Source organism: Microcoleus sp. B3-D2, assembly GCF_036705345.1.
In the GTDB taxonomy this organism is placed as follows: domain Bacteria; phylum Cyanobacteriota; class Cyanobacteriia; order Cyanobacteriales; family Microcoleaceae; genus Microcoleus.
The window spans coordinates 16365-27065 of the sequence record NZ_JAUBUG010000084.1; the positions used below are offsets into that span (position 1 = coordinate 16365).

7 protein-coding genes are annotated in these 10701 nt (G+C 46.0%); 4 read left to right on the plus strand and 3 right to left on the minus strand.

Annotated elements, in window-relative coordinates; translation table 11 throughout:
- Positions 1 to 159 precede the first annotated feature (159 nt).
- Positions 160 to 3384, plus strand: coding sequence for a PAS domain-containing protein (locus QUB14_RS24455; protein ID WP_333220171.1), 3225 nt, complete (start codon positions 160 to 162; stop codon positions 3382 to 3384).
- 230 nt (positions 3385 to 3614) lie between these two features.
- Positions 3615 to 4121 (plus strand): hypothetical protein, encoded by a 507-nt coding sequence (locus tag QUB14_RS24460; protein WP_333220169.1) that lies wholly within the window; start codon positions 3615 to 3617, stop codon positions 4119 to 4121.
- A 67-nt stretch (positions 4122 to 4188) separates the two neighbouring features.
- Here QUB14_RS24460 and QUB14_RS24465 read toward each other — a convergent pair whose 3' ends face one another.
- A complete protein-coding gene (locus tag QUB14_RS24465) occupies positions 4189 to 5298 on the minus strand; it encodes an extracellular solute-binding protein (protein WP_333220167.1) in 1110 nt (369 codons plus the stop codon).
- A 747-nt stretch (positions 5299 to 6045) separates the two neighbouring features.
- On the opposite strand from QUB14_RS24465, the gene QUB14_RS24470 reads away from it, so the two are divergent.
- Positions 6046 to 6444: a hypothetical protein gene (locus QUB14_RS24470; protein ID WP_333220165.1), complete on the plus strand. Its 399-nt coding sequence runs from the start codon at positions 6046 to 6048 to the stop codon at positions 6442 to 6444.
- A gap of 389 nt (positions 6445 to 6833) precedes the next feature.
- Here the strand turns inward: QUB14_RS24470 and cobT are convergent, their stop codons facing one another.
- Positions 6834 to 7940 carry a nicotinate mononucleotide-dependent phosphoribosyltransferase CobT gene (gene cobT / locus QUB14_RS24475; RefSeq protein WP_333220163.1) on the minus strand — a complete coding sequence of 369 codons (1107 nt, stop codon included), beginning with the start codon at positions 7938 to 7940 and terminating at the stop codon, positions 6834 to 6836.
- 793 nt (positions 7941 to 8733) lie between these two features.
- Entirely contained in the window at positions 8734 to 9126 is a 393-nt protein-coding gene (locus tag QUB14_RS24480; RefSeq protein ID WP_006635489.1) for a hypothetical protein, read from the minus strand.
- Positions 9127 to 9286: 160 nt separating this feature from the next.
- Here QUB14_RS24480 and QUB14_RS24485 point away from each other — a divergent pair, with 160 nt between their 5' ends.
- Positions 9287 to 10465: a glycosyltransferase family 2 protein gene (locus tag QUB14_RS24485; RefSeq protein ID WP_333220160.1), complete on the plus strand. Its 1179-nt coding sequence runs from the start codon at positions 9287 to 9289 to the stop codon at positions 10463 to 10465.
- Positions 10466 to 10701: the final 236 nt, after the last annotated feature.

Here is a 10701-nt window from a genome sequence, read left to right on the forward strand (position 1 = left end):
TTTTATGATGAGTGATTAAGCGAACTCGATATAAAATATAAAATCGTTCGACTGAGCGCTCACGCCGAAGTCTAAAATCTCAAATCTCCAATCTCACATTGATTCCCTTCCCGATTAATTGATGGCCTGTCATCTAAAACCGATCCCGTATTTACTACTATGGCTCATACTCAGTTAAACGACAGCCAGCCAAATTGTCTGCAGCAAACTAAAGTGGCGACTTCCGAAAGAAGATTGAAAGCAGCTTTCAAGCCGTGTACCTACAACTTATCGGTTACCAGAAAACAGCTAATCGGACTGCTGACTTTACAAACAATCTTGCCCGTCGGACTAACGGCAGCAGCACTTTGGCTAACATCGGCAGTTGGAAGCAATCAACTGCAAAATCAAGCTAAATCCGAACTGAGCCTTAGTGAAATTAACTACAATCTCCAACTCGATAGCGCCGCCGACCGTTTGCAAAACTCTTCTGACAGCAAAACGATCGCCCAAACAGCCTTAGCTTACAACAGCGGTAAACAAACAACATCAGATTTGCGAAAATCAGTCAAGCAAATTTTGGAAAATCAAGTCAAAACAGGGGAAATAGACAGCGCGGCTTTAGTGGGAAAAAACAGGCAGATTGTGGTTAGCGTCAACTCCAACCATAAGGGAAAAAGTTTTAACCTGCAAAAAATAGTCGATCGAGTATTCGCTGCAAAACAGCCAATTACGGCTACCGAAATCCTTGCCAAATCAGAACTTCAGGAACAATTGGGATCTTTGCCGCCCGGAAAGGGCGATCGCCTTGTTCTCCTCCGCTACACAGCAATTCCCATAAAAGATCCAAAAACTCAGACAGTGATTGCTGCCTTAGTATTAGGAAAAATTATCAGCAAAACGTCGGTAGTTGCTAGCAGCAAAACCCTCAATTTAGAGGGCGGGGGATATCAGGCTATATACGCACCGCTGGCTGACGGCAAATTTGTTTTGGCAAGTTCGCAAACATTTACAAAAAACCAACCGTTACCAGACTTGCTGGCAGAGAAATCGCTGCTGAAATCTGCACTCGCCGCCGGCGGCAAACCAGTCGCCGGAAACGTACAAACAGGCAGTCAAACTTATGCAGTAGCTGCCAAATCCCTTGGCAATTTAGCGGGAAAACCCGCAGCAATTTTAGTGCGATTCATCCCCAAGACCTCGATCGAAACTTGGTGGGGCAACAACTGGCTACTGCTGGCACTGTCTGCTGCTGCCGTTGTCCCCTTCGCCTTTGGAGTGGCCGTCACTCGCCGGATTGCCAAACCCGCTAACTCAGATTTATCAACAGCAGACGGGAATTGGACATCTAACTCCTGCGCCGAACCACCGCAGCGATCCCGGAATTTGGATCTAATTTATGACAATTTAAATTTCGGCGAATTTCCCGATTTATTTCCCAAAAAATCGAGTTTAAACGGTAAATTAGCGGTCGATTTTCGGTATAAAAAAACTGCGGGCGATGGCCCGATCGCAAATCCCCACATCCCGCTCGCTTTCCAACCCCTAGAATTGCCCGAAAACTCCGTCTCAAACCAGTCGCGGCAGGTACATACAGAACTAGAAAAAAGCGAGATCGCCTTAAATCTAGTCCAGGAAGCTTGGCAAGACTTAAATCGCCTCAACTTGGAATTGCAGCCAGAAATACTCGATCGCCAAAATACTCAAAAAGCCCTGCGAAAGAGCGAAGCACTGCTGCAAGCGATTTTAGACAACTCAACAGCAGTAATTTACATCAAAGATGTTGACGGAAAATACCTGCTCACAAACCGCCATTTTGACAATTTGTTCGACATCGCAAAAGAGCAAATAACAGGGAAAACCGACCGCGATATTTTTCCCCAAGACAAAGCAGCAGTTTTGCGAGAAAATGACCTGAAAGTTCTCGAATCCTCCTCGCCCCTAACCATCGAAGAAATCATCCCTCAAGACGATGGCCCGCACACTTATATTTCTCTGAAGTTTCCCCTCTGCAACTCCGAAGGTAAAGCTTATGCAGTCGGTACAATTTCTACAGATGTGAGCGATCGCAAACTTGCCGAACTCACCCTAGAAAAAGCCAAAGCAGAACTAGAAATAGAAGTCGAACAGCGCACCCTATTCCTCAAACAAGCCAACGAACTCTTGCGGTTTGAACTCGCCGCCAGAGCCCGCGGCGCCATCACAGTCAGACAAATGACCGCTCAGGTAGCCCGACACGCCAGAACAGTTGACGGCATTCTAGGCGCTTCTCTTGACCTAATTTTTCTAGTAGATCGATCGGGAAAATACACCTATGTCAGCCGCACCGCCGCTCAAGCGGCCGGCATGAACCCCAGAGAAATGATTGGCAAAACCTGGCAGGAATTAGGCTGGTCGCCAACAATTATGCAGCGGGTTCACCAAGAATGCCACGCCATATTTGCGACAGCCGAGCCCAAGAAAGGCGAAGTAATTGTCCCCACGGCAAACTGGGGAACCCGCGACTACGAGTACATTCTCAGCCCGGTTTGTGCGACAGACGGCAGCGTCGAAGCCGTAGTGGCGACACTCCGGGATATCACCGAACGCAAAGATGCCGAGGAAGCGTGGCAGTTGGCCAAAGAAGCAGCAGAACTCGCCAACCGCGCCAAGAGTGCTTTTCTGGCAAACATGAGCCACGAGTTACGCACTCCCCTCAACGCGATTATCGGCTACAGCGATATGCTGGTGGAAGATGCCGAAGAGTTAGGCAACTTAGAGGTAGTCTCGGATTTAGACAAAATTCGCACTGCTGGCAAACACTTGCTGCACCTAATTGACGACATTCTCGACATTTCCAAAATTGAAGCTGACAAGATGGAGATTTACCTCGAAAGCTTCGATGTTGGAGGCTTAATCGAGGAGGTGGTAACAACTATCAAACCGCTAATGGATAAAAACGGCAATACTTTGGAAGTATTGATCTCTGACAATATCGGCGCGATGCACGGCGATTTGATGAAAGTGCGACAGGTAATGCTGAATTTGCTCAGCAATGCTGCTAAGTTTTGTGCGAATGGGACGATCGTGCTTGCTGTCGAAAGAATTAGCAGTGAAGAATTAAAAAATAAATATCAACCGATAGTTGCTCAAATGTTAATTTTGGATGCAGACTTTTTAATTTTCCGAGTCACCGATACGGGCATCGGCATGACACAAGAACAGCAAGAGCGACTGTTCCAACCTTTTACTCAAGCTGACAATTCAACTACTCGCAGGTACGGCGGTACAGGTTTGGGCCTGACTATCAGCCAGCGTTTTTGTCAGATGATGGGCGGCGATATTGAAGTAATTAGCGAGTTAGATTGCGGTTCTACTTTTACTGCTTGTCTGCCTGCTTCATTGTTTAAGCGATCGGAATTTTAACATGACTGTAGTGGGGGGCTTTACCAACAATAAAAGAAAAAAAACAATCTAATAAACCGACCCCCACACAACAAAAAATCGCAACGTACATCTGTTGCATATAATAAAATGTAAGGTAGATGTAGGTTATGTACTCTGCGGGTGCGGGTTTTCTAGATGGCGAGTTTCCGACATAAATGGTTGGTAAAATTCGGTCCTACGGGAAATACATAAAAAATAAAAAAATAATTATGAAATACGATGTTTATCCCCGCAAGAATTGCATTTTGACAAAAAGTTTATTTTTGTTCCTTATTGCGGGTTCTGCGTGCTTCGGAGCCTTGCTGTGGGGACAATCTGCCGCATATTCCCAGCAGCCGAGCTGCCCGACTGGCAACGCTGCTAATTTCCCGCCGCCCCCGCTTTCGCAAACCGAAAAAAGTGTGCCGAGTCTGTGGTTAGCTCAAAAACTCTATGGCGGAAAGTTGCTCGATCGCTGGTTTGTAGATCCCGGCAATACTTGGGTAATTATCATAGTCAACCGCCAACTTTGGAGTTTGCTCGATTATATGGAACGCTATCAGTTTGTCAACCGCTTTGGCACTGTCGCCAACGATTACGGTTACAATGTGCGAGTTTGCAACCGTCAAGGCACTGCTTTGGCAGTTTATTCGTGCAAGGGCGATCGGCTTAACTGTCGCATTGATTTAGAATCTCTCTCAAATCCGGGTATTCGAGGAAGGGTGAAAGGATTTTAGTAGGGTGCGTCAGTCGCGAGTAATTTTCTGGATAATCGATAAATCAATATCTGACGCACTCTACATTTTAACTTCTCACTACTTGCCTAGTTTCTTGCCAGAGCGATCGATATTGGGCAATCCCCGCATCCCCAAAAGGCAGCAGAAAGTCGCTAGCAGCAAGAATCTTCGCATCTGGCAACAACACAGAATTAGTGCGAACAGCTTCCGGCAAATCCTCGGGGTTCATGCCGACAATTATCGGCGAACTAGCCTTAGCCAGCAAAGATAATTGAGGAGCAACCCGAGGCTGCAAGCAAAAATCAATCCATTTTTCCACTAAAGAAACTGGATTGCCTGATGCTGGTTCTACCCACAAATCTGTCCAAAGTGCAGTTCCCGAAACTGGAATTACTAAAGCAATATCCTTTTGAGTTTGCAGCAGCGGCAGCAAGTCCCCAGAGGAACCTACGGCCAACCAAGTATCGCCTAAAATTAATGGTTGCAGGTAAGAGTCAGAACTATAAAGTTTAACTTGTCGGTGCAGATTTGCGAGTTCTTTTTTGAGATTTGGGACTTTATCTAATTGCTGCGTATTGTAAGATTTCCCTAGTTTTTTTAATGTTAAACCGATAACTTCTCTAGCACTGTCTGGCAGAGAAATTCGATCGCGCAATTCCGATCGCCACAAGTCTTTCCAATCTGTCGGAGTCCACCCCAAAGCCTTAAATTTGTCGGTTCGATAAGCAATTACCGTACTTCCCCAGCGGTAAGGGGCAGCCCACACTTTACCTTGAGGATCTAATTTACCCTCATCGTTGCGCCTGACGAGTTTTTGCCATCTTTCTGGCAATTGTGGCCAATTAGCAAACTTAGCAGGATCGATCGGCTTAATCAATTTTTGCCTAATTGCCAAAGTCAGCCAGTAATCTCCCAACATCACCAAGTTAGCTTGATTTTTTGATTGGGGAACCTGTTTCCACTCCTGCAACAGGGCGAATAATTCTTTTAATTGTCCTTCTTGCGTTACCTGCAAAAGCGGAGACGGTTGTACATCGCGGCTAAATTTGCTTACCAGTTGGGCCGGAATACCGTTTTTGAGCGATCGAATTTTGAGAATGGGCTTCGAGTCGCACCCTGCCGCCAATTGACTTAAAGTTAGGGTGGCGGCCCCCAATAGCAAAGACCTTCGTTTCACCTGTGAATCCGCTTTTCTAAATAGTGACCGATCGTTTTGTGTTCTACAGCCCGGGAAATAATTGTTTGTCGAGTCCGGTAGTTGGCGCCGATTTATCTTATTTCTTCCTCAAACACAGAGCCATTGTACTCGGTTCTGCTGCGGTCTGAGTCTGTCGATCGAGCTTTCCGATGCCGAAAACTCCGTCAATTTAACGCCTGATTTGTTTGCGAAAAGTTCTTTTGGGCCAATTTGCCTCGCCAGCCGGCTCGATCGACTGCATCTGTGTTACATTTTTTAATATAACGAAACAACGAGAGCGCTGCCATCTGCCGTTGGAGGACGCTTTTTACACAACCCAAGTAAAAAATCCTTTTTAAATCGGCGACAGCTTAATAACTAAAAAAACTAAAAATCCATTCATCTGAATCCTGAAAGCACTGGCGAGAGCGAAGTCAATCTAATAGGACGCTCTGCCATCCGACTCTCAGAAACCCGACGTTTTAACTCTGATTGAAGGTTTGAACGAAGTATGGGGGTTAACCAACCCGGTTCTTGTGTCCCAGACTGTGTAAAACCTAGAATCTAAAATCTACAATCGACTCACGAATGCCGAGCGATTATCTTCAAGCTGGCTCCCTAAATCTACCGTCAGGATTGGGAACACAACAATTACGTCAAAAATTAAATAATTTAGTGATAAATCACAGTTATGTAAAGATTTACCTAAAATGTAAAGATATAAGTTACGAGCCAAAGGATGATTGTATGGAAGCGCTCCGCCAGCAAGTTACAGTATTGAGCCAACAAGTCGATGCCCTCTACAAACTCATAGAAAACCTCAATGAAAAGTTCTTGGAGTCTGCCAAGGAGACGAAGCTGACCCAGCAACAGAGAAACGATCGCTCTGGAACCCTAGGAAATGACCAAACCTCGTCCTATCAAAGCTACAGCAGTCTCGACGGCCTCCTCGAACACAAGGACATACTGTTAGATGACAACTACTTCGACAAGAATTCTCAAAGCCTGGAAAAAGAGCTGAGCGCAGAGATTCAAATCCAGCGCTTAACTGCTCAGCTAACAGCAGCTTACAATCGAATTGCCGCCTTGGAAGAACAGTTGCTCTCGAAAAGAATGCACTCGCAACATCTAGGCGGGCCTAATTAAATATTGCTAGCGGGGATCGGGTACTAATCAAAAAAAAAATACAAGTTGCGTTGATTTATGCTCGTCTACTTATAGATTCATTGCATAGAGTTTTTTATCTCCCGCAATTAGCAGGGGGAATACTGCATCAAAGCCAGATATTGTGTAGGAAATTCTGTAAATATGAGAGCAGAAATGCTACAGAAAGTGATATAATTATTCAGCCAAAAGGAAGCTGGGTGAGCAGCACAACCATGTTCGCAGCTCGATCGGCGCATCTGAATTTTTAATGTTTAATTCCTAAGATTCCTGGACGCACAGAAAACTAAAAACCCGGTTGGCGAGTGTATTCGTTGCTGCAAAACCCCCATATTTTCAGTAAAAACCTGGTTTTTTGCCTCCAGGACTCTCTAATGTTTAATTTCACACCGCGAGGCTAAAGCTTCAACAGCTTGGAGGAGTTGAGGAGGAGTCCAATTTGCAGTCAGGCCACTGGCGATCGCACACGCTCCCGCACCGACACCTTCTTTAACATAGCCGCGATCGTAAGCTTGCAGTTGCCCGTAGCGAGATGCAGCAAAACTTAGCTGCGCGGCCAACAGAGGCACACCGCCGATATCTTTAGCAAGTCCTACAGTGTCTCCTGTAGGGTCTTCTGCCACCCAGCGCGTAGTCCCCACCGCAACTTGTTCGGGACTCCATAGCAGAGCATATTCACGGGCTAAGGCTTGCATCAAAGCGTACACTGCCAGCATTTGCGTACCCCCGGCCAGAAGCACCCCGCAAGTCCGACTCGCGGCGATCGCCATTCCCGCCACCGCTATTTGCATCGGATCGCCCACCGCCGCTACCAATTCCAGGGGAGTGCTGTTTTGTCCGCCAATTTCCCACTCAGCATTATTGAGTCCCGCTGTCACCGCAGCCAATTTTTGAGCGTGATTGCAGCGAGGATGAGAACTGTTAACTTTGCCCGCCGCTGCAATACCCAAACCCATTAACACGCCCAAAGCAGTAGTCGTTCCCCCAACTACGCACTCCCCTAAAATTAAATAGCTGCCATTAGTTTGAGCGGCTAATTTAGCTCCCCAAATTAATCCTTGTTCGAGCAAATGTTTGACTGTTTCGAGTTCTAAAGCATTCCCAGAAATCAGACACTTTGCCGGAGTGCCGCCCAAATCAATTGCAGGTACCGGAGGTGGGAGGGGCAAACCAGCATTAAATAGGTAAAGGGGAAGTTCCAAAGCTTCGACTACAGCGCGAGATATTAGTACCGGCGACGCGCCCGCTTCTAGGGGCGGCAAAGGATATTGCGGCGACGGTTGGGGGCCGTTATACAAAAATTCTGCATCGGCTAAACAAGTAAATTGTCGATCGTGCGGGGTTGCTCCTGCTGCTGAAATCCCCGGAATTAAGCCAGTAGCGGTAAATCCTAGCACGCAGGCAAATATCGGTTTTCGTCCCCGATACCGATCGAGCCATCGCTGCCCCTGTTTAATTTTTGTATAAATATGAATCATAATTAGTCATTAGTCATGGGAATTGGGAATTAATTATTGGTTATTTGTTATTGGTTATTTGTTAGTTCTTAGTTGTTGGTTTTTAGTTATTCATTTGCCCCTTATCCCTTACCCCTTACCCCTTATATCAAGTCCGGTACTAGCGGACTTGATAGGATTTGTCTTGTTTATGAGCACCCACAACATTTGCAACCGCTCCTTAAAGCTTAGACCCGACTGGTTTTTAGTTGTTGCTCCTGTACACTTACGGCGATCGCCCTATCAAGTTGGCTGCCATCCGGATGCCCTCTCACCAGAATCTTTATTGTATGCAACTTCCTGTAAAACTGATAGAAATCGGTTAATCAGTAGTTGGTTTGACTGCGAGCGTAAATATTGACAATAATTAACATGGTTAAATGATATATTTACATATTTTCCTCGATATTTCACTAATTATCTTAGCTCTCATCGCCCTGGTACTTAAAACTTTTATGGGTGAGGCAGGCGCGATCGTCTTTCACTCGCCGATCGCGAGCTCTGTAAACTTCCGCGATCGTACTTATACGGTTTTAATTAAATCCTCACCAACTTGTGAGGCCATATTGTGTCAATTAGTAGCCTTCGTATGTGTGCAGGCACCAAATATAGTGTACCTGCACAAATCGTGTCTAGAGTTGCATTTTCTATATTTTTCAAAAGATTCGCCCACAACTTGTAGGTTCTTGGATCTATCTAATAACAGAACACTTAGACGCACCCTTTGAGTTAAGTTATCAATTTCGCACTCAAGCGTCAATGTCAAAAGTAATCGCTAACTGCCCCCAGGGGCACCCCCTGCTTGACCTCTGAGTACAAAAATTACTCCCGTCATAATTAGCGCCACACCTACCAACCGTAGTGGCGGCAACGGCTCGTTAAATACAATTTTGCCACCCAAAACAGTAAACAGGTAACTAATTGACAATAAAGGCGAGACTATGCTAATGTTAGCGCGGGACAAAACTACGATAAAACCAATCGAAGAAATTGCGTACAGAGAAAGACCTGCTATTATCAAAGGCTGAGTAGCCATTGCGATAACTTTTTCTACTAAATTAGCAGCGCCGATCGGCCCTAAAATTTTAGCTCCCGCCTTCAGAGTAAATTGACCCAGGACGCTGCACAAAATGGCAGCAAGCAGAACAAGAAAAACGCCTCTATTCATGAGTTCACCCACATAATACTACAGCTCGAGAATGGCCCGCAAAAAACTCTCCTAAACCGCTTTGATTAAGTTTTATTGAGTTTTGTTCGCCACCCATATTTTAAACATACATACTGGAAATGCAACTATTGTCGATCGCGAACAAGAGTGAAATAAACATATGGCAGAAGAGACTAACGCAAGCGGGGAATACACTCTCGAATTATCGATACTCATGCCTTGCCTGAACGAGGCAGAAACTTTAGAAGTCTGCATAGAGAAGGCGCTGAAATCGCTGCGCGAACTTGATATTGCCGGTGAAGTCATCATAGCAGACAACGGCAGCACTGACGGTTCTCAAGATATCGCTACGAGAAAGGGAGCCAGAGTCGTACCTGTGGCAGCCAAGGGCTACGGTAGCGCCCTGATGGGTGGCATAATCGCGGCGCGCGGAGTCTATATCATTATGGGCGATGCCGATGACAGCTACGACTTTTCTAACCTCGGCGCCTTTGTCGAAAAATTGCGGGGAGGGTGCGATTTAGTGATGGGAAACCGCTTTCAAGGGGGCATCAAACCGGGGGCAATGCCACCACTGCATAAATACTTAGGAAATCCGGTACTTACTTGGGTGGGGCAATTATTCTTCTCCAGTCCAGCAGGCGACTTTCACTGCGGATTGCGGGGTTTCAGGAGAGACTCTATTTTGAAACTCGACTTGCAAACAACCGGGATGGAATTTGCCAGCGAAATGGTCGTTAAAGCCTCTCTGTACAAGTTGCGAATCACAGAAGTCCCAACCGTACTCTCTCCCGATGGCCGCAGCCGTCCGCCGCACCTGCGAACTTGGCGGGATGGCTGGCGGCACTTGCGATTTCTGCTGCTTTACAGTCCCCGATGGCTGTTCTTGTATCCGGGTGTTTTCCTAATGATTGTGGGTCTAATAGTGGGAATTTGGCTGTTGCCCGGTACTCAAAATATCGGGAGCATCAGCTTTGACGTGCATACGCTGCTGTATGCTGCGATCGCAATTATCATCGGTTTTCAAGCAGTAACTTTCGCTTTCTTCACCAAAGTTTTTGCCATCAGTGAAAAACTGCTGCCCGAAGACCCGAAACTCAACAAAATATTTCGCTATGTCACCCTAGAGACAGGATTGATTGTCGGAGTCACGCTGATATTAATCGGAATAGTTGGCTCGTTCTTGTCATTAACTATCTGGAAGGAAACAGCTTTCGGTTCTCTAGACCCTTCTAAAACTCTGCGTTTGGTTATTCCCTCGCTCACTTGCCTGACCGTCGGTTTGCAGATGGTTTTGTCCAGCTTTTTTCTCAGCGTGCTGAGCTTGAAGCGCAGATAAAGCACTTAAAAGTACAGTTTAGTTACAAATTTCAGGAAAGATGATTTAAATTGCCCAAATGCTGTGTTAAATGGAGCGCAAACTATCGCGCTTCAAGCAGCTTGTCAGTTCATCTCAAACCTAAAATTATATGACAGTAGCTGAAAACAACTCCAGCGAATACAGCACTTCCGGATGTTATGAGGTACAGTAGCAGCAATTAGTAAACCAGTTTTTGAGATGTTTCGGATTAATTA

Coding starts and splice junctions, on each gene's coding strand:
- QUB14_RS24455 (WP_333220171.1), top strand. CDS start 160: ATGGCTCATACTCAGTTAAACGACAGCCAGCCAAATTGTCTGCAGCAA.
- QUB14_RS24460 (WP_333220169.1), top strand. CDS start 3,615: ATGAAATACGATGTTTATCCCCGCAAGAATTGCATTTTGACAAAAAGT.
- QUB14_RS24470 (WP_333220165.1), top strand. CDS start 6,046: ATGGAAGCGCTCCGCCAGCAAGTTACAGTATTGAGCCAACAAGTCGAT.
- cobT (WP_333220163.1), bottom strand. CDS start 7,940: ATGATTCATATTTATACAAAAATTAAACAGGGGCAGCGATGGCTCGAT.
- QUB14_RS24480 (WP_006635489.1), bottom strand. CDS start 9,126: ATGAATAGAGGCGTTTTTCTTGTTCTGCTTGCTGCCATTTTGTGCAGC.
- QUB14_RS24485 (WP_333220160.1), top strand. CDS start 9,287: ATGGCAGAAGAGACTAACGCAAGCGGGGAATACACTCTCGAATTATCG.